This window comes from Microvirga sp. P4_A5 (assembly GCF_056402495.1).
The window spans coordinates 21,896-44,341 of record NZ_JBFUHH010000012.1; the positions used below are offsets into that span (position 1 = coordinate 21,896).

23 protein-coding genes and 1 tRNA gene are annotated in these 22,446 nt (G+C 63.0%); 18 read left to right on the forward strand and 6 right to left on the reverse strand.

The features are described 5' to 3' along the window. Positions 1-22: 22 nt before the first annotated feature. Positions 23-493 carry an aminoacyl-tRNA deacylase gene (locus tag AC1DVM_RS06090; protein ID WP_477252891.1) on the forward strand — a complete coding sequence of 157 codons (471 nt, stop codon included), beginning with the start codon at positions 23-25 and terminating at the stop codon, positions 491-493. A gap of 173 nt (positions 494-666) precedes the next feature. On the opposite strand, the gene AC1DVM_RS06095 is transcribed toward AC1DVM_RS06090, so the two are convergent. Then, positions 667-876, reverse strand: a complete 210-nt coding sequence (locus AC1DVM_RS06095) for a cold-shock protein (protein ID WP_150945255.1) — start codon at positions 874-876, stop codon at positions 667-669. Between the two features lie 683 nt (positions 877-1,559). Between AC1DVM_RS06095 and AC1DVM_RS06100 the strand changes: the two genes are divergently transcribed. Continuing rightward, positions 1,560-2,060: a Ros/MucR family transcriptional regulator gene (locus AC1DVM_RS06100; protein ID WP_477252892.1), complete on the forward strand. Its 501-nt coding sequence runs from the start codon at positions 1,560-1,562 to the stop codon at positions 2,058-2,060. Positions 2,061-2,177: 117 nt separating this feature from the next. Here the strand turns inward: AC1DVM_RS06100 and AC1DVM_RS06105 are convergent, their stop codons facing one another. Beyond that, complete coding sequence (locus tag AC1DVM_RS06105) at positions 2,178-2,876, reverse strand: sigma-70 family RNA polymerase sigma factor (RefSeq protein WP_477252893.1); 699 nt, start codon at positions 2,874-2,876, stop codon at positions 2,178-2,180. 438 nt (positions 2,877-3,314) lie between these two features. Between AC1DVM_RS06105 and AC1DVM_RS06110 the strand changes: the two genes are divergently transcribed. Both AC1DVM_RS06110 and AC1DVM_RS06115 read left to right on the forward strand, forming a co-directional pair. Continuing rightward, positions 3,315-3,719: a DUF1236 domain-containing protein gene (locus AC1DVM_RS06110; protein WP_477252894.1), complete on the forward strand. Its 405-nt coding sequence runs from the start codon at positions 3,315-3,317 to the stop codon at positions 3,717-3,719. Positions 3,720-3,876: 157 nt separating this feature from the next. After that, on the forward strand, positions 3,877-4,932 hold the full coding sequence (locus tag AC1DVM_RS06115) for a D-2-hydroxyacid dehydrogenase (RefSeq protein WP_477252895.1): 1,056 nt from the start codon (positions 3,877-3,879) through the stop codon (positions 4,930-4,932). A 244-nt stretch (positions 4,933-5,176) separates the two neighbouring features. Here AC1DVM_RS06115 and AC1DVM_RS06120 read toward each other — a convergent pair whose 3' ends face one another. From AC1DVM_RS06120 to AC1DVM_RS06130, 3 genes are all read right to left on the reverse strand, one after another. Further along, complete coding sequence (locus AC1DVM_RS06120; RefSeq protein ID WP_477252896.1) at positions 5,177-5,986, reverse strand: transglutaminase-like domain-containing protein; 810 nt, start codon at positions 5,984-5,986, stop codon at positions 5,177-5,179. 69 nt (positions 5,987-6,055) lie between these two features. Further along, positions 6,056-6,955, reverse strand: coding sequence for a transglutaminase family protein (locus AC1DVM_RS06125; protein ID WP_477252897.1), 900 nt, complete (start codon positions 6,953-6,955; stop codon positions 6,056-6,058). 121 nt (positions 6,956-7,076) lie between these two features. After that, positions 7,077-7,152, reverse strand: a tRNA-Ala gene (locus tag AC1DVM_RS06130). Positions 7,153-7,325: 173 nt separating this feature from the next. Here AC1DVM_RS06130 and AC1DVM_RS06135 point away from each other — a divergent pair. Genes AC1DVM_RS06135 through folD form a run of 3 tightly spaced genes read left to right on the forward strand, consistent with a single transcriptional unit; the run spans position 7,326 to position 8,839 of the window. Beyond that, positions 7,326-7,616, forward strand: a complete 291-nt coding sequence (locus AC1DVM_RS06135; protein WP_477252898.1) for a YggT family protein — start codon at positions 7,326-7,328, stop codon at positions 7,614-7,616. Between the two features lie 9 nt (positions 7,617-7,625). Further along, positions 7,626-7,940 (forward strand): DUF167 family protein, encoded by a 315-nt coding sequence (locus tag AC1DVM_RS06140; protein WP_477252900.1) that lies wholly within the window; start codon positions 7,626-7,628, stop codon positions 7,938-7,940. Continuing rightward, positions 7,937-8,839, forward strand: a complete 903-nt coding sequence (gene folD / locus AC1DVM_RS06145; protein ID WP_477252901.1) for a bifunctional methylenetetrahydrofolate dehydrogenase/methenyltetrahydrofolate cyclohydrolase FolD — start codon at positions 7,937-7,939, stop codon at positions 8,837-8,839. Before AC1DVM_RS06140 ends, folD begins: the two co-directional genes overlap by 4 nt. A 2-nt stretch (positions 8,840-8,841) precedes the next feature. Here the strand turns inward: folD and AC1DVM_RS06150 are convergent, their stop codons facing one another. Then, on the reverse strand, positions 8,842-9,729 hold the full coding sequence (locus AC1DVM_RS06150; RefSeq protein WP_477252902.1) for a LysR family transcriptional regulator: 888 nt from the start codon (positions 9,727-9,729) through the stop codon (positions 8,842-8,844). A gap of 184 nt (positions 9,730-9,913) precedes the next feature. Between AC1DVM_RS06150 and sdhC the strand changes: the two genes are divergently transcribed. The 11 genes from sdhC (at position 9,914) to AC1DVM_RS06205 (ending at position 22,419) form a co-directional block, all read left to right on the forward strand. Then, positions 9,914-10,309 carry a succinate dehydrogenase, cytochrome b556 subunit gene (gene sdhC / locus AC1DVM_RS06155; protein WP_477252903.1) on the forward strand — a complete coding sequence of 132 codons (396 nt, stop codon included), beginning with the start codon at positions 9,914-9,916 and terminating at the stop codon, positions 10,307-10,309. A gap of 12 nt (positions 10,310-10,321) precedes the next feature. Continuing rightward, positions 10,322-10,726 carry a succinate dehydrogenase, hydrophobic membrane anchor protein gene (gene sdhD / locus AC1DVM_RS06160; protein WP_477252905.1) on the forward strand — a complete coding sequence of 135 codons (405 nt, stop codon included), beginning with the start codon at positions 10,322-10,324 and terminating at the stop codon, positions 10,724-10,726. A 14-nt stretch (positions 10,727-10,740) separates the two neighbouring features. Further along, positions 10,741-12,564: a succinate dehydrogenase flavoprotein subunit gene (sdhA, locus tag AC1DVM_RS06165; protein WP_477252907.1), complete on the forward strand. Its 1,824-nt coding sequence runs from the start codon at positions 10,741-10,743 to the stop codon at positions 12,562-12,564. Between the two features lie 40 nt (positions 12,565-12,604). After that, positions 12,605-13,387, forward strand: a complete 783-nt coding sequence (locus AC1DVM_RS06170) for a succinate dehydrogenase iron-sulfur subunit (protein WP_477252909.1) — start codon at positions 12,605-12,607, stop codon at positions 13,385-13,387. 185 nt (positions 13,388-13,572) lie between these two features. Next, positions 13,573-14,166: an AprI/Inh family metalloprotease inhibitor gene (locus AC1DVM_RS06175; protein WP_477252911.1), complete on the forward strand. Its 594-nt coding sequence runs from the start codon at positions 13,573-13,575 to the stop codon at positions 14,164-14,166. Positions 14,167-14,206: 40 nt separating this feature from the next. After that, positions 14,207-15,400, forward strand: coding sequence for a cell division protein ZapE (gene zapE, locus AC1DVM_RS06180; RefSeq protein ID WP_477252913.1), 1,194 nt, complete (start codon positions 14,207-14,209; stop codon positions 15,398-15,400). After that, positions 15,397-16,032: a TetR/AcrR family transcriptional regulator gene (locus AC1DVM_RS06185; protein ID WP_477252915.1), complete on the forward strand. Its 636-nt coding sequence runs from the start codon at positions 15,397-15,399 to the stop codon at positions 16,030-16,032. The genes zapE and AC1DVM_RS06185 overlap by 4 nt, the downstream gene beginning before the upstream one ends. A 226-nt stretch (positions 16,033-16,258) precedes the next feature. After that, a complete protein-coding gene (mdh, locus tag AC1DVM_RS06190; RefSeq protein ID WP_477252916.1) occupies positions 16,259-17,221 on the forward strand; it encodes a malate dehydrogenase in 963 nt (320 codons plus the stop codon). A gap of 75 nt (positions 17,222-17,296) precedes the next feature. Continuing rightward, entirely contained in the window at positions 17,297-18,496 is a 1,200-nt protein-coding gene (gene sucC / locus AC1DVM_RS06195; RefSeq protein WP_477252918.1) for an ADP-forming succinate--CoA ligase subunit beta, read from the forward strand. 9 nt (positions 18,497-18,505) lie between these two features. Beyond that, the gene (sucD, locus tag AC1DVM_RS06200; RefSeq protein ID WP_477252920.1) at positions 18,506-19,393 is read left to right on the forward strand and encodes a succinate--CoA ligase subunit alpha; all 888 of its coding nucleotides are present in this window, start codon (positions 18,506-18,508) and stop codon (positions 19,391-19,393) included. A gap of 65 nt (positions 19,394-19,458) precedes the next feature. Further along, on the forward strand, positions 19,459-22,419 hold the full coding sequence (locus AC1DVM_RS06205; protein WP_477252922.1) for a 2-oxoglutarate dehydrogenase E1 component: 2,961 nt from the start codon (positions 19,459-19,461) through the stop codon (positions 22,417-22,419). Positions 22,420-22,446: the final 27 nt, after the last annotated feature.

Here is a 22,446-nt window from a genome sequence, read left to right on the forward strand (position 1 = left end):
ACAGCGTGACAGGAGGTCCGCTATGGCCATCGCACCGAGGCTCCAACGTTTTCTGAACGATCAGGGTTTGAAATACGATGTGGTCGCGCACACGCCCACCATGTCGTCAATCGGCACCGCCCATGCGGGACATATCCCGGAGGACCGCTTGGCCAAAGGCATCATCCTGAGCGACGGGGATCGCTACATGATGGCCGTCCTGCCGGCATCTCATCAGCTTCGGCTGTCGGATCTGCGCGTCGAACTCGGGCAGGAGGTCCGGCTCGCGAGCGAGGAAGAGGTCGAGGATATCTTCGTGGATTGCGCGCGAGGCGCGGTCCCCCCGGTGGGGGCCTGCTACGGACTGGACGTGATCATCGATAACAGTCTGAACGACGGATCGGATTTTTATCTTGAGGGGGGCGATCATGCGACCTTGGTCCACATGACGGGCCAGGAATTCGCGCGCCTCAATCCACGGGCCCAGCATGGCTCATTCAGCACCCGCCATTAGGCTGCGGGAGGGCGCGAGCGGGATGCCGCCCCGAGGGCATGAGGTATCAGGGCCGGCGCAGCGAGCGCGAACTTGCGCTCAACTGATCCCACCGGGCGTTCAGGCAATCGCAAGCCGCCCCGGAGGGCGGCTTGCGAGCGAGGCGCCGGGATGGCCGGCGCCTGCAGTTTCAATCAGGCTGATTGCAAATTGGTGGCGGATTCCTTGCCGGACCGACGATCCTGCTCGACCTCGTAAGAGATCTTCTGACCCTCGACCAAACCGCGCATTCCAGCGCGTTCCAGGGCGCTGACGTGGACGAAAACGTCCTTGCCGCCTGTATCGGGCTGGATGAATCCATAACCCTTTTGGTCGTTATACCACTTCACCGTACCAGTAGCCATTTGATGTCTCTAAGCCCTTATCTATGCGTGACGCGCCATACCGTGCAGCGTGTTGGGCATAAACGTCAAGAGTAGAACCTCCGGATTGACGCATCTCCTTGCTCCCGCCGCTGGGCCGGAAACGCATTTCCGGATGAAAACAGGCGAAGGAACCTCCATCGCGGCGAGCCCGTCCCCGGTCTGACGAAGCGCCGGAAGCCCCTCGGAACGCTCCAATCCGCCCAATCCTCGACGATTCCGGCCTCAAGGTTAGTGGCGGGATTGCCTGGGAACCGAAGGGTTCTTGTGATGAAAACGGCCCCCCGCATCAGTCGGACATGGACCAACGTCACTTTGCGGCAAGCTTGCGGCCGGACAACACAGAGCCCGGTGAGAAATGTTGAGAAGCGCCGCGGACAAAGATATTCCGGCTTCGCCCCTCGCTATTTCAATATCCGAAACGCTGATCTGGACTTCCGACAGAACAGAAAGTCATCCCGATGCTTCGCTCCCGCGCCGTATTTTCGCGTTTGTGACCTCCAGCCGCCCGGCGATCCAGAACATCGTCCCACGCGCGCCGGACGGCGCATCATCGGAGAGGTTTTGACGGCCAGCGAAATGGAAAACAGCCAAAGAACAACTTGACCGAATGCCATGATTGGAAGATGTAGGACCCTTGGCCCGAAGATAAACTTGGAAATACGATGAACGTACTCGAACCGCAGCTGCCCGATCTCACAGAGCTCACCGCCGACATCGTCTCGGCCTATGTGGCGAACAACTCCGTGGCTCGCGGCGATCTCGCCGAGGTCATCGTGTCYGTCTACGGTGCCCTTCACAATCTGACCGCGCCCGCCCAGCCCGCGCCGCCCAAGCAGGAGCCGGCCGTCGCGGTCCGCCGATCGGTAACCCCGGACTTCATCTTCAGCCTCGAAGACGGCAAACCCTACAAGACCTTGAAGCGTCACCTGGGAATTCTCGGCATGACGCCTGCGCAATATCGCGAGAAGTGGGGCCTTCACTCGGATTACCCGATGGTCGCCGCCAATTACGCGAAGCGCCGCTCGGATCTCGCCAAGAGCCTTGGCCTCGGCCAGATCCGCAAGAAAGGCGCTGCCCCCAAGGCTGTCGGGTCGGAGAGCATCAGCGCCGGCGCGGCCAAGCCCAAGGCCCGCGCGGCGAAGAAAGCCAAGGCCAAAGCCTAGGCCACTACGCTTTCAATCGAACGGCCCGGACGTCCGGGCCGTTTTTTTGTGCAATGATGTTCTGCCTGTGTGAGAGCCGGGTCGTGACTGTTCTCCGACATGCGCAGCGGGCTGTACCTAAAGTCCCGCGATCGAAGGCTCCCCGGCACCCTCCTCGACGAGTCCCATAAGCACCGCGAGGCGGGTTCGTGCCCGGTTCACACGGCTCTTGACGGTGCCCACCGCGCAATTGAGCGTCTCGGCGGCTTCCTCATAGGTCAGTCCGTCGGCACCCACCAGCATGATGGCGGCGCGTTGGTCGGACGAGAGTTGGGCCAGTGCCGACTGGAGGTCCTGGATCGCCAGCCTGTCATCCTGGTCCGGAATCGTGACCAGCGTGGCGGCGTGATACCCGTCCGCATCTTCCACCTCGCGGCCCTTCGTGCGGTGAGAGGTAAAGAAGCTGTTGCGGAGAATCGTGAAGAGCCAAGCCTGCATGTTGGTGCCCTCCTCGAAACCCTCCCGCCGGCTGAGAGCCCGCAGGACGGTGTCCTGCACGAGGTCCTCGGCCCGGTCCGCGTTGCGGGTCAGGGAGATCGCGAAGGCGCGAAGCGATGGAATGCTGCTCATGATGCCATCGACGAAGACCTGGCTGACCGGCTCCTGGTGGGCGCGGATGATCTGGCTGGTCCTGGCGATCAATTGCGCCATGTGCCGGGGCACCCGCTGGTCGACCGGGTTCCCGTAGATGGCGCGGAGTTCGTCTCCGAGATGATCCTGCACATAGCGGCTCAACGAGCCAAGGCGGGAGGCAGGAATGTCGGTATCGCTTGTCATGCTACTCATCCGAGCTCTTTGCAGGGGCATGGCTTGTTGCAGTGTCGAGTGGCAGGTCGACCCCCCATTCTGCACCGGAACCCTCATAGTCATTTAGAATTATGTGATCAGCTTGGAAACATCCCAGCAGGCCTCAGCATTCGCGTTCCGCTTCGTGTCTCTACGCAACCTCGGTGTCAACCTGTCGTCTCCAAGCTGAGCCACAGATCTTCCTGTCAGAAGCGTTGCAGTTCAGACGCATTCCGCAATAGACAGTGGTATGCGACCATGATCCATATAATGCTCATTGCAGCTGATCAGCACATTAATAGTGCGTTCACGTTTCGTTAATAATTCTATCTTTGGAAATTTCAGAATTGATCGAAAATTAAGCTGAACCTTTTGGTATCGAAATGTGTTTTGCTCCACGGAATACATACGTTCCTCTAGGAGATGAACATGTCGAAGAAATTTCTGATGATCGCCGCCCTTGCTTGTGTCGCGTCCACCGGCGCTCTGGCTCAGGGCGGCGGCGTCGCGGCCGGCGCCGCCACGGGCGCTGTCGGCGGAGCAGTCGTGGGCGGCCCGATCGGCGCTGCCGTGGGCGGTGTCGCGGGAGCAATCGTCGGCGGCATCGCCGATCAGCAGCAGCCGCAATTCCGCCAGTACGTGGTGACCCAGAAGGCTCCGTCCTACACATATGCTGAGGAAGTGCGCGTCGGCGCCGTTCTGCCGGCACAGGGCGTCACCTATTACGAAGTCCCGGCCGACTACAAGGTTCAGGGCTACCGCTACACGGTCGTGAACGACACGCCCGTGCTGGTTGATCCGGGCACACGCCGCATCGTCCAGATCGTTCGCTAACGGAAGAGATGGTCTGCTGGCTCTGAAAAGAGCCGGCAGAGCTCTCGACTGTAAACAGAGCCGCTATCGCCCCCGCGATGGCGGCTTTGTCTTGTGGCGCGACTCTCTGGCATGATATCGCGGCGCTCGGGTCCGCATCCTCCAGCGCGTGGTGACAATGAGCAATCCCCCAGAAATCGTTCTTATCACCAGCCCTCTCGAGGTCGAGTATGTTGGGCGCATTCGCGCCATAGCGCCGGACCGGCTCGACGTGATCTTTGAGCCGGACCTTCTCCCGCCCTCTCGTTACCTGGGGGATCACGAAGGAGAGGAGGCGTTCCGGAGGACGGGCGCGCAGGAGGCTCGCTGGCGCGATGCCCTCGCCCGCGCGACGATCCTATGGGACTTTCCGTCGGGCGCGGAAGACGAGGGCGGTCTCGCACTCGCGCCCAATGTTCGCTGGGTCCAGACGACCAGTTCGGGCGTGGGGCAACGCGTCCATGCTCTCGGGCTTGCAGACAGCGACCTCATCGTCACGACCGCCCGCGGCGTCCACGCCAGCGCGCTCGCGGAATTTGTGTTTCTCGTGCTTCTCGGCGACACCAAGGATCTGAGGCGCCTTCAGCGCGATCAGGCGGCGAAACGCTGGGATCGGTATTGCGGCGGGAGCCTTGCGGGCAAGACGATCACGATCGTCGGCGCAGGGCAGATCGGCGCCCGCATCGGCGCCATTGGGCAGGCCTTCGACATGAACGTCGTCGCGGTGGTGAACCATCCGGCACCGGAGCGTCGTGGGGAATTGTTCGCCCACGAGGTTTGCGGACAGTCCCAGTTGAAAGAGGCGGTCGGCAAGGCCGATTACGTCGTGCTGTCGACCCCGCATACCCCCCGGACGGACCGCATGATCGATCGGGAGGTGATCGCGTCCATGAAGCGCGGCGTTGTTCTGGTCAATATTGCGCGCGGTCGCGTGGTGGACGAGGACGCCATGATCGCGGCCCTGATCGACGGACACATCCGATTCGCCGGCCTCGACGTGACGACCGTCGAGCCCCTGCCGCCCGAATCGCCGCTCTGGACCCTCCCGAATGTGCTGATCAGCCCCCACTCAGCGAGTACCGACCCCGACGAGAATAGAAAAATCACCGACATCTTCTGCAAGAATATTCGGCACTTTCTCGAAGGACATGTGGAGCGGATGGTGAACCGCCTCGACAAGCAGCGGATGTACTGAGCGCAGGGCAGGACAAGCGGCTGACGCGACGCTGCGTGCGCTGGGCGAGCGGCCTGCAACATCTAAAAGGCACAAAAAAGGGCAGTGATGCTGTCCTTTTCACCTTGCAAAAGGTCGAGGTGAAACCTACCTGTTTGGAATGCGGCAAGGCGATTGGCGTTGTCCTGCCGCTGCCCTTCTTGGGCGTTTCCTCCCTAAACTTCGGGCCGCTCGCAAGGGCGGCCTTTTTTTGGGTCGAGGGTGGTCAGGCAGGGAGTTCGTCAGTGACGACCTTGAAGGTCACGAGCTCGGACGCGCCGAACCCCGTCGATATCGCCACATCGGTCGCGTCGCGCCCGGTGGCCATCAAAATCCGGCCGATCCGCGGCGTGTTGTGTCGGGCGTCGAACGTGTACCATCGCCCGCCGAGATAGACCTCGAACCACGCGCTGAAATCCATGGGGTCGTCCACGGGCGGAATTCCAATGTCTCCCAGATACCCGGTGCAATAACGCGCCGGAATGTTCATGCAGCGGCAGAGCGCGATGGCCAGATGGGCGAAGTCGCGACACACGCCCTGGCGCTCGACAAACCCGTCATGGGCCGTCCGCGTCGGGCTTGCCTTCTGGTAGTCGAACGCGATCCGGTCATGGACGAAGTCACAGATGGCCTGAACCCGGGGCCAACCGGACGGCGTTTTTCCAAACATTTCCCACGCGAGGTCGGCGAGGCGCTGGGTATCGCAATAGCGGCTGCCCAGGAGGTAGACGAGCACCTCGGCCGGCAGGTCGTTGACGTCATGCTGATGCGCCGAAGGGGCGACCTCGTCCGGGCGCCCGGTATCGGCGATGACGAAGTTGCTGTGGAGGGTGATGTCGCCTCCGGGAGCCACCAGCCTCAGGCACCGATTGCCGAAGCCGTCTCGGTAGGTTTCGGAGGGGACGTCGGGGGTAACCTGGATTCGGTCCGGGGTGACGAGATCGGGCTCGCGCGAGGGGTGGACATTCAGGAGGAAGATGAAAGGCGTCGGTGCAGCGCATCTCAGAGTGATGGTAAAGCCGGCTCTGATTCGCATGGGTGCCTTCCTCATCTTTCGACAGCTTAACGCCTCCACGCCCTAATTTGTTACCCGAACCTGCCTCTTTTACAGCGGGCCGGCCCGTCGCAATGCTTCTTCTTCGCGCACGCTGACCTCTACCGTCATGCCGAGGCTGTCATCGGGTTTTCCGACCCAGGTGCCCGAGAGCGGGATTGCCTGCCGGGGATCGCGCGCCACCGCGATCCTGATGAGATCCCGGTTGCCGATGATGCCGTTGGTCGGGTCGAACTCCACCCACCCGGCTCCCGGCAGGTAGACTTGGCACCAGGCATGCGTCGAGCCACCTCCAAGATAAGACTCGTCGGAACCGGCAGGGCTGTAGATATAGCCGGACACGAAGCGGGCTGCGAATCCGAGGCAGCGCGCCGCCTCCATCATCAAGACCGCGAAGTCGCGGCAGGTGCCCCTACCCCGGCTGAGGGTCGTGATCGGATCCTGCGTACCCTTCTCGCTGCGACGCTCATACGCCAGACTTTCCTTGATGCCGTAAGTCACGGTCATGAGAAGCTCGCTGGTGCTGTTGATCGTCCCGCGTTTCACAAAACGCTGCACCCAATGGTGGAGGCGGCGGTCCGGATCGAGGAATTGCGGCTCCACCAGGCGCATCAGATCCGGCATTTCCTCCGAGCTGTAGGTGAACGGGTAGGTGCGCGCATAATCCTCCATCTGGAAGTCGGGCGTATTGGCCGGCACATGGTCGAGGGTGATGTTGGTTTCGAACCTCAGTTCGGAAGCGGGGCTCGTAAAGCGTGCAAGCGCGACGCAATTCCCGAACACGTCGTGAATCCAACGGAGGGACCCCTGATGCGGCGTGATCTCGATGCCTGCCCGGATCAGGCGCTGGTCGTAGCTGTCGCGCGGCCGGAACATGATCCGGTGTTCGCCGAACGAGACCGGGCGCTTGTAGCGATAGGTCGTGACGTGCCGGACGGACAGGATCGTCACGGCGCGAACCTGGCATTGCGCGAAAACATGACCCGGCAATCGGCGATCATCGACAGGATCTCATGGTGAGGGGTTCAAGGTCCCGGCGGCAGCTCCTGGCAAGGCCCTGCCGAAAAACGCCTGGTGGAGCTGAGGGGAATCGAACCCCTGACCTCTGCAGTGCGATTGCAGCGCTCTCCCATCTGAGCTACAGCCCCGGTCAGTGTCGTGACCAAGCGGCGAAACTTTTAGGCCTCGGGCCTCGACCCTGTCAATCGGTGCACAAAGACCCCCCGCTGAATCGCCGGCCAACGCCGTCAATCCGTCCATTGGGTTGTTCCGGGGGGCGAGGGGGGTTACATGAGCAACGTCCGACCCCCGCGAGATCCCCATGCGCGCCTTGCTCGAAATCATCCTGATGGCCTTGCAGCTCTACGTCTATCTCATCGTCGCGTCGGCGATCTTGAGCTGGCTGGTGGCCTTCAACGTCGTGAATACCCGGAGCGACGTCGTCCGCTCGATCTGGAATTTCCTCGACGCCGTCACTGAACCGGCCCTGAGACCCATCCGCAGCATCCTGCCCAATCTCGGCGGCGTGGACATCTCGCCCGTGATCCTGATCCTGGTCATCATCTTCATCCAGAAGCTGATCCAGGATTATCTGATGCCCATCGCCTTCTAGGGCCTTGCTTTGCCCTGGAGACCCTGCGCCGAGGGGCTTGAGATTCGGGTGCGCGTGACGCCCCGTGGGGGGCGTGACGCCATCGACGGAATCGAGACGCTCTCGAATTGCGAGCGGGTCTTGAAGGTGAGAGTTCGCGCCGTGCCGGAAGACGGCGCCGCCAACGAGGCCGTCGGGCGGCTTCTTGCCCAGGCCCTGCGGCTCCGTCCCTCGGCGGTTCGGTTGCGGGCGGGAGCGACGGCGCACCTGAAGATCTTTTTCCTCGAAGGCGATGCGCAGGATTTGACCGAGCGACTCGCCGCCCTGACAGGACAGAAATCATGAGCGCCACGATCATCGATGGAAAAGCCTATGCGGCGGGCCTCCGGTCGCGAATTGCCGAAGCGGTCGCGGCGCTCAAGAACAGGGACGTCACGCCGGGCCTGGCCGTGGTCCTGGTGGGGGAGGATCCGGCAAGTCAGGTCTACGTCAAGAACAAAGCGCGCCAGACCGTCGAGGTGGGGATGCGCTCCTTCGAGCATCGGCTCCCCGACGCCGCCAGCGAGGCGGACGTGCTGAATTTGGTGGCGAGGCTCAACGCCGACCCGGCGGTCGACGGAATCCTGGTCCAGCTTCCCTTGCCGCGACAGGTCGATGCCCAAAAGGTCATCGAGGCCATCGACCCCGCCAAGGACGTCGACGGCTTTCATCCCATCAATGCGGGACGGCTCATGACGGGAGTGCCCGGCTTCGTCTCATGCACGCCCCTCGGATGCCTTCTGCTCATCCGCTCGGTCCGGCCGGATCTCGCCGGTCTGGACGCGGTGGTGATCGGGCGTTCGAATATCGTCGGCAAACCCATGGCGCAGCTTCTCGTGAGCCAGAGCTGCACCGTGACCATCGCCCATTCGAAGACCCGCGATCTGGCCGAAGTCTGCCGCCGGGCGGATATCCTCGTGGCGGCGGTCGGGCGCCCCGGAATGGTGCGGGGGGACTGGATCAAGCCAGGCGCCGTCGTGATCGACGTGGGCATCAACCGGGTCGCCTATCCCGAAGCCGGCGAAGGCAGGACGCGGCTGGTGGGCGACGTGGCATACGCGGAAGCCGCCGAGGTCGCATCGGCGATCACGCCGGTGCCGGGCGGCGTCGGGCCGATGACCATCGCGTGCCTCCTGCGCAACACGCTCGAGGCCGCCTGCCTGCGGCGCGGCCTGCCGATGCCGCCGGTGGATGTCACAGGCTGACTTCAGGCGCCTTTGCGCAGCTGCTCCACGAGCCGCAGGGCCGAGGGTGGCAGTTCGGCGAGCGCGCGAACGCACAGGGTCAGATCCCGCGCAGCCCAGAAATCCTCCAGCGCCACGGCCTTGATGGCGGTGGTGCGGGTGGCGCGCAGGGCGGTGGTCTCGGGAACGATGCCGAGGCCGACGCCGGCTTCCACCATGCGGCAGACCGCATCGAAGCTGCGCAGCTGTACTCGCAGCCGAAGCGGCTTGCCGATGCGCCCCGCCTTGTCGGCAAGAAAACGCTGGAGCGCGCTGGCGCGGTCGAGACCGACGAAATCGTGGTCCAGCACTTCGGCGAATGCGATCCGCGGGGTTCCCGCAAGCGCATGTCCCACCGGCACAACCAGGACAAAGCGATCGCTGCGGAAAGGAAAGGTCTGGAGTCTCCCGGTATCGACGGTGCCGGCCACGATTCCGATATCGCCGACGCCCTCGGCGATCAGGCCGACGATCTCGTCGCTGAGCCGTTCCTCGAGATCGATGCTGACCTGCGGGTGTTCGGCCAGAAAGGCGCTCAGGGCCTCGGGCAGAAACTCCGTCAGCGCATTGGTGTTGGAGAGGATCCGGATCTGCCCGGCAAGCCCGCCCGTGTAGGTGCCGAGGTCCTCCCGCAGGCGCTCGGCCTGGGACAGAAGGGTCCGGGCGTGTTGAAGCAAGGTGCGTCCCGCCGGAGTGGTCACCACGCCCTGCCGACCGCGCAGGAGCAGAGGTGTGCCGAGAGACTTTTCCATGTTGCGGATGCGGGTGCTCGCGGCGGCCAACGCCAGATGGGCCCGTTCGGCGCCGTGGGTAATGCTTCCCGCCTCCACCACGTGGCGAAACAGCCGAAGATCGGTAAGATCGAACTGCATGGCTTCCTTCGTGAACCGCGAAGCCAGATAAGAATAATTAAAAATTGCCTCAAGAGCGGAGATGAAAGAGACTTCGCGACTGACGAAGTTTACTCACTATCATCCCTGTCGCCAAACGCTGATTGCGGCGTCGCGGTGGTTCAGATACGAAATCTTCCAAACTGCGCGATCAGGAGCGAATGCCATGGCTGAGGCAAAGGTGACCCAACGGCCGCTATCACCGCATCTTCAAGTCTACCGCTGGACATGGACGATGGCGATGTCGGTCTTCCACCGGGTCACCGGCACCGGGCTCTATTTCGGCATCGCGCTTTTGGCGATCTGGCTGGTGGCGCTGGCGGCGGGACCCGATGCCTTCGAGGCGGTGCAGTGGTTCTTCGGATCGCCGATCGGATTGCTGGTGCTGTTCGGCTACACCTGGGTCCTGATGCACCACATGCTGGGCGGCGTTCGCCATCTGGTGTGGGACACCGGGACCGCCATGGGGCCGGGCACCCGCATGGCCATGGCCCGCTTTACCCTGATCGCGTCGATCGCGCTGACGATCGCGATCTGGTTCGTCGCCTCGCTGATTTTCTGAAGGAGAGAGTTCATGGCCGACAATCGAGTGTCCATGCGGACTCCGCTCTCTCGCGTGCGGGGGCTCGGCGCCTCCGGTCACGGTGTCGAACATTGGTGGCTGCAGCGGGTCACGGCGATCGCCAACATCCCGTTGATCGTCGCGTTCGTCATCATCGTGGCGGCCCTTTCCGGCAGTTCCTACGCGGAGGCGATCGATCTGATTTCCCACCCGCTGATTGCCATCATCCTGGCACTGGCGGTGATTTCGGTTTGCCTGCACATGCGTCTCGGCATGCAGGTCATCATCGAAGATTACGTTCATGACGCGGGCCTGAGGCTCATGGCCCTGATTGCGAACACCTTCTATGCGGCGATCATCGCCGTCGCCTGCCTGTTCGCGATCCTCAAGGTCAGCCTCGGCCGAATCCTGCTTTAAGGAGCTTTTCTCAAATGGCCCAAGCAACCAACGGGGCTGCCGTCAACGGCAAGGCCTACACGATCGTCGATCACACCTTTGACGTGGTGGTCGTGGGTGCCGGCGGCGCCGGGCTTCGCGCCACGGTCGGCTGCTCGCAGGCGGGACTTCGCACAGCCTGCGTGTCGAAAGTGTTCCCGACGCGCTCGCACACGGTTGCGGCGCAGGGCGGCATCTCGGCCTCGCTCGGCAATATGGGGCCGGATGACTGGCGCTGGCACATGTACGACACCGTCAAGGGGTCGGATTGGCTGGGCGATCAGGATTCCATCGAATATCTGTGCCGGAACGCCCCGGACGCCGTCTATGAGCTGGAACATTGGGGCGTGCCGTTCTCCCGCACCGACGAGGGCAAGATCTATCAGCGCCCGTTCGGCGGCATGACCACCGATTACGGCAAGGGCACGGCCCAGCGCACCTGCGCGGCGGCGGACCGGACCGGCCACGCGATCCTTCATACCCTCTACGGGCAGGCGGTGCGCAACAACACCAACTTCTTCATCGAGTATTTCGCGCTCGACCTCATGATGAACGAGGAGGGACGCTGCGTCGGCGTCGTGGCGCTCGATCAGACCACCGGCCAGATCCATCGCTTTCGCGCCAAGATGACGATTCTCGCCACCGGCGGCTACGGACGCGCGTATTTCTCCGCCACCTCGGCGCATACCTGCACGGGCGACGGCAACGCCATGGTGCTGCGCGCCGGCCTGCCGCTGCAGGACATGGAATTCGTGCAGTTCCATCCCACCGGCATCTACGGCGCGGGCTGCCTCATCACCGAAGGCGCGCGCGGCGAGGGCGGCTATGTGACGAATTCGGAAGGCGAGCGCTTCATGGAGCGCTACGCGCCATCCGCCAAGGACCTCGCGTCGCGCGATGTGGTGTCGCGCGCCATGACGATGGAGATCCGCGCGGGCCGTGGGGTCGGGCGCAACAAGGACCACATCTACCTGCATCTCGACCATCTCGACCCGAAGATCCTGCACGAGCGTCTTCCGGGCATCTCGGAGAGCGCCAAGATCTTCGCGGGCGTCGACGTCACCAAGGAGCCGATCCCCGTCCTGCCGACGGTCCATTACAATATGGGCGGCATCCCGACGAATTATCACGGCGAGGTGCTGACGCTGAAGAACGGCAACCCCGATACGGTGGTGCCGGGCCTGATGGCGCTGGGCGAAGCGGCCTGCGTGTCTGTACACGGCGCCAACCGCCTCGGCTCGAACTCGCTGATCGATCTCGTGGTGTTCGGCCGAGCGGCCGGTTTGCGCTGCGCTGAAATCCTGACGCCCAACGACAAGCATGCGGATCTCCCCAAGAACGCCGACGAACTGGCCTTGTCGCGCCTCGATCGGTTCCGCCACGCCAATGGCGGCACGCCGACCGCGCAGCTTCGCCTCGAGATGCAGAAGACCATGCAGAACAATTGCGCGGTTTTCCGCACCGGCGAGGTGCTCGCGGAAGGCCGGGATCTCATCCACAAGGTCTGGAGCGGCGCCGGCGACATCAAGGTCACGGACAGGTCGCTGATCTGGAACAGCGACCTGCTCGAGACGCTAGAATTCGACAACCTCATCGGCCAAGCCGTCGTCACGATGGAAGGCGCGCTCAACCGCGAGGAATCGCGCGGCGCCCATGCCCGCGAGGACTTCCCGAACCGCGACGACGAAGGCTGGATGAAGCACACGCTCGTCTGGCTCGACGATCATTCGCACAAGACGGCGATCGATTACCGTCCGGTGCATACCTACACCATGTCGAACGAGATCCAGTACATCGAGCCCAAGGCTCGGGTGTACTGACAACTGACCGTCAGCCCGGCACGTCGACAAGAGGATCAAGATGGCTCAGTTCCAACTTCCCAAGAATTCGCGCTACACCGAAGGCACGTCGTGGCCGAAGCCGGCCAATTCGAACAATGTGCAGGAATTCCGCATCTATCGCTGGAACCCGGATGACGGGGCCAATCCGAAGATCGATACCTATTATGTCGATCGGGACGATTGCGGGCCGATGGTTCTCGATGCGCTGATCTGGATCAAGAACAACGTCGATCCGACGCTCACCTTCCGCCGCTCCTGCCGCGAAGGCATCTGCGGCTCCTGCGCCATGAACATCATGGGCGAGAACACGCTCGCCTGCACGCTCGGGATCGACGATTGCAAGACCGGGAGTGTGAAGATCTATCCGCTGCCCCACATGCCGGTCCTCAAGGATCTGGTGCCGGATCTGACCACCTTCTTCGCCCAGCACGCCTCGATCGAGCCATGGCTGCAGACGGACACGCCGGAACCCGAGAAGGAATGGCGCCAGACGCCGGAGGAGCGCTCCAAGCTCGACGGACTCTACGAGTGCATTCTCTGCGCCTGCTGTACGACGTCCTGCCCCAGCTATTGGTGGAACGGCGAGCGCTTCCTCGGGCCGGCAGCGCTTCTCCAGGCCTATCGGTGGCTCATCGACAGCCGCGACGAGGGCACCGGCGGGCGCCTCGACAACCTGCATGATCCATTCAGGCTCTATCGCTGCCATACGATCATGAACTGCGCCAATACCTGCCCCAAAGGTCTCAACCCCGCCAAGGCCATCGCCGAGATCAAGAAGATGATGGTGGCGCGGACCGTGTAACGGCCGCGGGCTAGGCAACGTTTTCGTAATATTGTAGCGATTCAGAATCGGCGGCTGTGGCCTGCCGTGGGACTGGGGCCCACGACGGAACAAACTGCCTCGCTGAAGCTTCTCCGCGACAGGCTTGGCTTGACACAGCCATGATTGCTGCCATTTCACGAAGCTGGACTATGATCGAGGGAACGATGAGCCGTCATATTCTCGCCTCCGTTGCTGCGCTGTGCGCCATTCTGGCTGTCGGGGCCTGTTCGTCGGCCCGCGTCGGAGGCTATGGCGGCCAGCCGGTGCGGAGCGCCGCCGCTGCCCCGACCATGACCATGGAACAGCCGATCGAGGCGGTGCCTTCGGCTCCCGTAACGTCAGAACCGCTCGCGCCCATCGAGGGACAACCGCTTCCCCCCATCGGCGGAACCTTGCCGCCCCCGTCCTCGCCAACCGATATGGCGAGCCTTCCCCCGGTCTCCGCGCCGGAGACTCCGGCGCCCGCGCCCGTCGCCACGACCCGCACCGCGATGGTGGGCAACTGGACGGCCAAGGACGCGTCCGGCGGTTCCTGCCGCATTCAGCTCTCGAGCTCGCCGGCCCTTGATCTCTATCGCGCCTCGGCGTCCGGATGCGCCAATCAGGACCTTTCGAAGATCAATGCGTGGGATTTCCGAAACGGCGAGGTCTACCTCTACCAGCAGGGCGGTTCGGTCGCGGCCCGCTTGAGAGGTTCGTCGGGTTCTTTGAACGGTGTGCTGGCGAAATCCGGCGCGCCCCTGACGCTGGCCCGGTAAGCGTTTGCGCTTCGAGGCGCAGGACGCTAATCGGTCCTCCGTGACCGACCGAAAACACATCTCCCCGAAATCCATCTCCGCGCGCTATGACGCCCTCGTCCGCGAGGGCGCCATCGAGCGCGATCCGGCTCAAGTCGCGCTCCTGCGTCATCTCGAAACCCTCGCCGAAGGGCTGAGCGGCTACCGGCTCGCGCGCAAGACGAGCGCGCTCGGATGGTTGTTCGGAAAGCGAAACGCCACGCCGCCACGCGGGCTCTACGTCTGGGGCTCGGTCGGACGTGGCAAGACCATGTTGATGGACCTGTTCTTCGAGGCGCTCCCGGTCCACCGCAAGCGCCGCGTTCATTTTCATGCCTTCATGGCCGATGTTCATGAGCGCATTCACGCATGGCGCACACAGCTCAAGGCCGGGACGGTCAAGGGCGACGATCCGATCGGGCCCGTGGCGGCGTCCATCGCCGATGAGGCCTGGGTCCTCGCCTTCGACGAGTTCACCGTGACGGACATCGCCGATGCGATGATCCTCGGGCGCCTGTTCACGGCCCTTTTCGCCCAAGGCGTCGTCGTGGTGGCGACCTCCAACGTGGAGCCCGAGCGGCTCTATGAGGGCGGTCTGAACCGGACGCTGTTCCTGCCGTTCATCGCGCTTCTCCAAGAGCGCATGGCGGTGGTGCGCCTCGACGCGCGGGCGGATTTCCGCCTCGAGAAACTGGCGGGTGGCATGGTCTTCCACAGCCCGGCGGATCAACATTCACACGATGCGCTCACCAAGATGTTCCGAAGCATTTCCGGCCACGCCCATGGCAAGCCGATGGTTCTGACGGTGAAAGGCCATCCGGTCGAAATTCCGGAGGCCGCTGGCGGCGTGGCGCACTTTCGTTTCGGCGACCTCTGCTCGAAGCCGCTGGGCGCGTCCGACTACCTGGCGATCGCCGAGCGGTTCCACACGGTCATTGTGGAGGACATTCCCCGGCTCACCTTTGAGCGGCGCAACGAGGCCAAACGGTTCATCACACTCATCGATGCTCTGTACGACGCGCGCGTCAAACTTCTCGCCTCGGCCGAGGCGGAGGCGACCGCCCTCTATCAGGCCGATACTGGTCGGGAGGCTTTCGAATTCGACCGGACCGTGTCCCGGCTGATCGAGATGCGGTCGGAAGACTATCTGGCGCTCCCGCATGGACAGCCGGATTCGACCGGGTCCGGGCAGACGACGGGCCTCGTCGAGACATGAAGCGCCCGCGGGGGGACGCGGCGGACAGGCTGCTCGATGCCTCGATCCCGGCGGATGCGCGCCTTCTGACCATCGCGTCCGACCACCTCAAGCGTTTCGGCGCGCGGCACGTCACCGTCGTCAGCATCGCGGACGCGGCCGGCATGACCCACGCGAACGTCTACCGCTATTTTCCCTCTAAGGCGGCCCTCATCGATGCGGTGGCGGGGCAATGGCTGAAGCGGGTCGAGACGGTGATCGCCGCCATCGCGGATGCTCCCGATCCGGCGGACGACAAACTCGAACGGCTTCTCCAGGCCTGGGCCCGGACCCATCGGGACCTCCTGCGCGACGATCCGCATCTCTTCGACGTGTATTGCACCGCGACCGAGACCCGGCGATCCATCGTGCGGCGGCACCGCACGCGCATGCGCCAATTGACCGAGCGCGTCGTCGATGAAGGGATCGCTACGGGCAAATTCGAGACGCGGGATCGCGACCGCGCGGTGACTTTCGTCACCGATGTGACGTTCCGGTTCATCAACCCGCTGACGATCAGGCTCGATTCCGACATGCCGGACGACCTTGCCGATCTTCGGCTGGGGTCGCTTGTCCGCGCCACTCTGAGAACGTTGGCTAACGGCTACGTTTGAGTTTGTTACAAAATCAAAAATTTGTAACACAAAGTTTCGATCGTCGATATCTCCTTTAAGTGTTTGGAGAAATTGACGTAATCGACAAGCGCCAAGAAAACGCCGCTGCCCATCGAAGGCAACACTCTACCGTTTACCCTTTTGTCGGCTTGAAGGTGACCCATTTCTGAGTCAAACAGCGCCACGTTTTTTTGGCTCAATGCCTTCCAACACTCAAGGACAATCCATGGCCCGTCATAAGATTGCGCTCATTGGTGCTGGCCAGATCGGTGGCACGCTCGCCCATCTCGTCGGCTTGAAGGAACTGGGCGACGTCGTGTTGTTCGACATCGCGGAAGGCGTTCCCCAGGGCAAGGGCCTCGACATCGCCGAATCGGCTCCGGTCGACGGCTTCGACGCCAAGTACAAGGGCGCCAACGACTACGCGGACATTGCCGGCGCGGACGTGATCATCGTGACCGCGGGCGTGCCCCGCAAACCCGGCATGAGCCGGGACGACCTCATCGGGATCAATCTCAAGGTCATGGAAGCCGTCGGCAACGGCATCAAGCAGCATGCGCCCGACGCCTTCGTAATCTGCATCACCAACCCGCTCGACGCGATGGTGTGGGCGCTGCAGAAGTTCTCCGGCCTCAAGCCTGAAAAGATCGTCGGCATGGCCGGCGTGCTCGATTCGGCGCGGTTCCGGCATTTCCTCGCCGAAGAATTCAACGTCTCCGTCAAGGACGTCACCGCCTTCGTGCTCGGCGGCCATGGCGACGACATGGTGCCGCTGGTGCGTTACTCGACGGTTGCGGGCATTCCGCTTCCGGACCTCATCAAGATGGGCTGGACGACGCAGGAGAAACTCGACGCCATGGTCGAGCGCACCCGCAAGGGCGGCGGCGAGATCGTCAACCTCCTCAAGACCGGCTCGGCCTTCTACGCACCGGCCGCATCGGCGATTTCGATGGCTGAAAGCTACCTCCACGACAAGAAGCGGGTCCTGCCCTGCGCGGCTCACCTGTCGGGCCAGTATGGCGTGAAGGACATGTATGTGGGCGTGCCGATCGTCATCGGGGCGAACGGGGTCGAGCGTATCGTCGAGGTATCGTTCACCGGCGACGAGAAGGCCATGTTCGAGAAATCGGTGGCTTCCGTCCAGGGCCTCATCGACGCCTGCAAACAGATCAATCCGGCTCTGGCCTAAGGACGGATGGTGAGTGGCTCTCTTCACCATTCGCTACTCGCCATTCGCCATTCGCAATATTGAAAGCGCGAACACATGAACATCCATGAATACCAGGGCAAGGCTCTCCTGAAAGAGTTCGGGCTTCCCGTCTCGAAGGGCGTGGCGATCTTCTCCGCCGACGAGGCCGAAGCGGCGGCAAAGCAGCTTGGCGGACCGTTGTGGGTCGTCAAGTCCCAGATCCACGCGGGCGGCCGCGGCAAGGGCAAATTCAAGGAAGCGGCGGCGGGCGAAAAGGGCGGCGTGCGCTTGGCCAAGTCCATCGACGAGGTGAAGCAATTCGCGCGCGAAATGCTCGGAAACACGCTGGTCACCATCCAGACCGGCGAGGCGGGCAAACAGGTCAACCGCCTCTACGTCGAGGACGGCTCGGATATCGAGAGCGAGCTCTATCTGTCGATGTTGGTCGACCGCGCCACCGGCCGCGTCGCCTTCGTCGTGTCGACCGAAGGCGGCATGGATATCGAGGCGGTCGCGCACGACACCCCTGAGAGAATCCACACGTTCTCGGTCGATCCCGCGACCGGCATCATGCCCCATCACGGCCGCTTGGTCGCGAAAGTGCTGGGCCTGACCGGCCCTCTCTTGAAGGAAGCCGAAGACCTGGTGACGAAGCTCTATAACGGCTTTATCTCCAAGGACATGGAGATGCTCGAGATCAATCCGCTGATCGTCACCGCCGACGGCCACCTCAAGTGCCTCGACGCCAAGATCTCGTTCGATTCCAATGCGCTCTACCGGCATCCCGAGATCGTCGCCCTGCGCGATCTCACCGAGGAAGACGCCAAGGAAATCGAAGCCTCGAAATTTGATCTGGCCTACATCGCTCTCGACGGCACCATCGGCTGCATGGTCAACGGCGCCGGCCTCGCGATGGCGACCCTCGACATCATCAAGCTCTACGGCGAAGAGCCGGCGAACTTCCTCGATGTGGGCGGCGGCGCTTCGGAAGAGAAGGTGACGGCGGCGTTCAAGATCATCACGGCCGACCCGCAGGTGAAAGGCATTCTCGTCAACATCTTCGGCGGCATCATGAAGTGCGACGTCATCGCGCGCGGCGTGATCGCGGCTGTGAAGACGGTCGGGCTGCAGGTTCCGCTGGTCGTTCGCCTCGAAGGCACGAATGTCGAAGAGGGCAAGAAGATCATACGCGAATCCGGCCTCAACGTGATTCCGGCGGATGACCTTGACGACGCAGCGCAGAAGATCGTGTCCGCTGTCCGCGGCGGAAAGTAAGAGGCTCAGATGTCCATCCTCATCGACAAGAACACCAAGGTCATCTGCCAGGGCTTTACCGGCAAGAACGGCACCTTCCATTCCGAACAGGCGATTGCCTACGGCACCCGGATGGTCGGCGGCACGTCGCCCGGCAAGGGCGGCTCGACGCATCTCAACCTGCCGGTCTTCGACACCGTCATGGAGGCGCGCGAGGCGACGGGCGCCGACGCCTCCGTCGTCTACGTTCCGCCGCCGGGCGCGGCCGATGCAATCTGCGAGGCGATCCAGGCGGAGATCCCGCTCATCGTCTGCATCACCGAGGGCATTCCGGTGCTCGACATGGTGCGCGTGAAGCGTTCCCTCGAAGGCTCGAAGTCCAGACTTATCGGCCCCAATTGCCCGGGTATCGTGACGGCGGGCGAATCGAAGATCGGCATCATGCCGGCCAACATCTTCAAGCCAGGCTCGGTCGGCATCGTGTCCCGCTCCGGCACGCTCACCTATGAGGCCGTGTTCCAGACCACCAACGAGGGCCTCGGCCAGACGACGGCGGTCGGCATCGGCGGCGATCCGGTCAAGGGCACGGAATTCATCGAGATGCTCGACATGTTCCTCTCCGATCCCAAGACACTGTCGATCGTGATGATCGGCGAAATCGGCGGATCGGCCGAAGAGGAAGCGGCTGAGTTCATCGCCCGGGAGGCCAAGAAGGGCCGCAAGAAGCCGATGGTCGGGTTCATCGCGGGCCGCACGGCGCCTCCGGGCCGCCGCATGGGCCATGCGGGCGCGATCATCTCGGGCGGCAAGGGCGGCGCGGAAGACAAGATCGCCGCCATGGAGGCCGCGGGCATCCGCGTGTCGCCGTCACCGGCGCGCCTTGGAAAAACCCTCGTCGAGGTTCTCAAGGGCCAATAACCATTCGTTGATCGCCCCGGCGCTACATGGGGCGATCAATTCGTTCATTTGGATCGAGTATTGCCATGGCACGCCAGGACGCCAACGAAACGTTCCTCAACACCGCTTTCCTATACGGGGCGAACGCGCCGTATATCGAGGAGCTCTATGCACGCTTCCAGAAGGACTCCGGTTCGGTGGATGCGGAGTGGCAGGCGTTCTTCGCGGCATTGAACGATGACCGGCAAGCGGTCGAGCAGAGCGCGCGTGGCGCGTCCTGGAAGAAGCCCAACTGGCCGATCGCCGCGAACGGCGAACTCGTCTCCGCCATGGACGGCAACTGGGCGCAGGTCGAGAAGGTCGTCGGCGACAAGATCAAGGCAAAAGCCGAAGCCAAGGGCGGTCCTATCGACCAGGCCGAGGTTCTCCAGGCAACCCGCGATTCCATTCACGCCATCATGCTCATTCGGGCCTACCGCGTGCGCGGACACCTGCACGCGAAGCTCGATCCGCTTGAGATCAATCCCCGCCCCAACGACCAGGAACTGCACCCGTCGCATTACGGATTCACGGAGGCTGACTGGGACCGCAAGATCTTCCTCGATAACGTGCTGGGGCTCGAATTCGGCACCATCCGAGAAATCGTCGCGATCCTAGAGCGCACCTATTGCCAGACGCTCGGCGTGGAGTTCATGCACATCTCCGATCCCGCCGAGAAGGCGTGGCTGCAGGAGCGGATCGAAGGCCCGGACAAGGAAATCACCTTCACGCGGGAGGGCAAGCGCGCGATCCTCAACAAAATCGTCGAGGCCGAAGGCTTCGAGAAGTTTCTCGACGTGCGCTACACAGGCACCAAGCGTTTCGGCCTCGACGGCAGCGAATCGCTGATCCCGGCGCTCGAGCAGATCATCAAGCGCGGCGGAAATCTGGGCTGCAAGGAAATCGTCCTCGGGATGGCCCATCGCGGCCGCCTGAACGTGCTGACGCAGGTGATGGGCAAGCTCCACCGCGCACTCTTTCACGAATTCAAGGGCGGCTCCTTCGCACCCGACGATGTGGAGGGATCGGGCGACGTGAAATATCACCTGGGCGCATCGAGCGACCGGACGTTCGACGACAACAACGTCCACCTGTCGCTCACCGCGAACCCGTCGCATCTCGAAATCGTCGACCCCGTGGTGCTGGGCAAGGTTCGCGCCAAGCAGGACCAGCATGGCTGCGCCCCCGACAACCGCACGGCCGTGATGCCGCTGCTGATCCACGGCGACGCAGCCTTCGCCGGGCAGGGCGTCGTGGCGGAGTGCCTCGGCCTCTCGGGCCTTCGCGGTCACCGGACCGGTGGGTCGATCCACTTCATCATCAACAATCAGATCGGTTTCACGACCGATCCGCGATTCTCGCGCTCGTCACCCTATCCGTCGGATGTCGCCAAGATGGTCGAGGCGCCGATCTTCCACGTGAACGGAGACGATCCGGAGGCGGTGGTCTTCGCCGCGAAGGTCGCGACCGAATACCGTCAGAAATTCCAGAAGCCTGTCGTGGTCGACATGTTCTGCTATCGTCGGTTCGGCCACAACGAGGGCGACGAGCCTGCCTTCACGCAGCCCCTCATGTACCGGAAGATCAGGTCGCATCCCTCGATCCTCGATATCTACGCGAAGAAGCTCATCGCCGAGGGTACGGTCACCGAGGCCGAGTTCGAGGAGATGAAGAACGCCTGGCGTTCCAAGCTCGATGCGGAATTCGAGATCGCCCAAGGCTACAAGCCCAACAAGGCCGATTGGCTCGATGGTCGCTGGGCCGGCCTCAAGGCCGTCCGCGAGGATTCGGACGACCCGCGCCGTGGTCAGACGGGTTTGCCCGTCGAAGCACTTCGGGAGATCGCCAGCGCGCTCACCACGGTGCCGGAGGGCTTCCACGTCCACCGCACCATCCAGCGCTTCCTCGATAACCGCAAGAAGATGATGGAAACCGGCCAGGGCATCGATTGGGCCATGGCCGAGGCCTTGTCGTTCGGCTCGCTGCTGGTCGAGAATCACCGGGTCCGCCTGTCGGGTCAGGACGTGGAGCGCGGCACCTTCTCGTCGCGCCACTCGGTGCTGATCGATCAGGAAAACGAGGAGCGTTACACGCCGCTCAACCACATCAAGGAAAACCAGGCGCGCTACGAAGTCATCAACTCGATGCTGTCGGAGGAAGCGGTTCTCGGGTTCGAGTATGGCTACACGCTGTCCGAACCGAATGCGCTGACGCTTTGGGAAGCGCAGTTCGGCGATTTCGCCAACGGCGCCCAGGTGGTGTTCGACCAGTTCATTTCGTCGGGCGAACGCAAATGGTTGCGCATGTCCGGGCTCGTCTGCCTCCTGCCGCACGGCTACGAGGGACAGGGCCCGGAGCATTCATCCGCGCGTCTCGAGCGCTGGCTGCAGATGTGCGCCGAGGACAACATGCAGGTCGCCTATTGCACGACACCCTCGAATTATTTCCACATCCTGCGGCGCCAGCTCAAGCGCGAGTTCCGCAAGCCCCTCATCCTGATGACGCCCAAGAGCCTGCTGCGCCACAAGCGCTGCGTCTCGACCCTCGACGACATCGCCGAAGGCACGTCCTTCCACCGCGTTCTGAAGGACGACGCCCAGAAGGGCGGCGAGGCGATCAAGCTCGTAAAGGACGACAAGATCCGCCGCGTCGTGATCTGCACCGGCAAGGTCTATTACGATCTCTACGAGGAGCGCGAGAAGCGCGGCATCGACGACGTCTACCTGATGCGCGTCGAGCAGCTCTATCCGTTCCCGGCGAAATCGCTGGCGGCCGAGATCGCGCGTTTCAAGAAGGCCGATGTGGTGTGGTGCCAGGAAGAGCCCAAGAACATGGGGTCCTGGACCTTCGTCGAGCCCTATCTCGAATGGGTGCTCAAGACGGCAGGCGCCAAGGTCGATCGTCCGCGTTACGTCGGTCGCTCGGCCTCCGCCGCCACGGCGACGGGCCTGATGTCCAAGCATCTGCTGCAATTGCAGACTTTCCTCGATGAGGCTTTCGCGGCTTAATGTCCGCGAGATCCGCTCCCCTCCACG